The sequence below is a fragment of the Rosenbergiella sp. YN46 genome, from assembly GCF_036620675.1.
In the GTDB taxonomy this organism is placed as follows: Bacteria; Pseudomonadota; Gammaproteobacteria; order Enterobacterales; family Enterobacteriaceae; genus Jejubacter.
This window is the reverse complement of sequence record NZ_JAZHEE010000081.1, coordinates 1-1,210: the sequence shown is the minus strand read 5'-3', so window position 1 is coordinate 1,210 and position 1,210 is coordinate 1. Positions and strand designations below refer to the sequence as shown.

The window sequence follows — 1,210 nt, the reverse complement described above, 5'->3', positions numbered from 1 at the left end:
ATGTAAATAGACCCGCTTTAGTTCCATACACTTTTTGAGCTCCCGGGCTGGTAATGTTGTTGACGATATTCCTCCGGCGTCAGGTTATTCAGTGATTCATGCGGGCGTTCACAGTTATATTCTGACAGCCATTGTTCCGTGATTTCACGCACTTCACTCAGCGTTCTGAACAGATAAAAATCGAGTATTTCTGTGCGATATGTTCTGTTAAAGCGTTCAATGAATGCGTTCTGTGTCGGTTTACCCGGCTGGATAAATTCCAGTTTTACTGTATGTTCCTCTGCCCATTCAGCCAGGGCCAGCGAGATAAATTCCGGACCATTATCCATGCGAAGCATTACGGGATATCCCCGGTTCGCTGCGATCCTGTCGAGGACACGAACCACTCGCTGAGCTGGCAAATTAAGGTCTATTTCTATCGACAACGCCTCGCGATTAAAGTCATCAACGACGTTGAACGTACGAAAACGACGACCGCAAATCAGGGCGTCATGCATGAAGTCAACAGACCAGCTCTGGTTTAACGCTTCAGGCGTAGCAAGCGGCGATGGATTACGTACTGGCAGGCGCTGCTTGCCTTTACGACGAAAATTCAGCTTCAGCAGACAGTAAATACGGTGGACCCTTTTGTGATTCCATGGGTATCCCTGCCGTCGCAGAATCTGAAACAACTTTGGAAAACCATATCGTGGATACCGTTCAGCGGCAGCCTGCAGTGCAGAAATAACAGGCTCGTCACGCGTCGTATTCGGACGATAATGATAAACCGTTCTACTCAGGTTCAGGCTCCGACAGGCCTGACGGATACTCAGCCCGAACGTCGTTATCAGATGAGTGACCAGCTCACGCTTAAAGGCTGGTTTCAAAGCTTTTTTTCGATAACGTCTTTCAATGCCCGGTTCTCAAGGCTGATATCAGCAAACATCTGTTTGAGACGCCTGTTCTCGTCCTCAAGATCCTTTATCTTTTTAATATCAGAGGCTTCCATGCCACCGTATTTAGATTTCCAATTGTAGTAGGTCGCTTCAGAGATACCGGCCTCGCGGCAGACATCTTTAACAGTTCGTCCGGCTTCAACCGACTTAATCACAGCGATGATCTGATGCTCAGTAAAACGGGCTTTACGCATAACGATCTCCTTCGTTGGCAGAATTGAGTATGCCGGAAGATCTCTAAATGTGAATGGTTCGATTATGCGGGATACTTACAG

At 47.5% G+C, this 1,210-nt stretch carries 1 protein-coding gene; it reads right to left on the bottom strand.

Annotation, left to right across the window (positions count from 1 at the left end; translation table 11 throughout):
* Nucleotides 1-17: 17 nt before the first annotated feature.
* A protein-coding gene (locus V3W49_RS22545) for an IS3 family transposase (RefSeq protein WP_500148181.1) occupies nucleotides 18-1,129 on the bottom strand; the annotation gives its coding sequence in 2 pieces (ribosomal slippage) (nucleotides 18-868 and nucleotides 868-1,129; 1,113 coding nt in all).
* Nucleotides 1,130-1,210 lie beyond the last annotated feature (81 nt).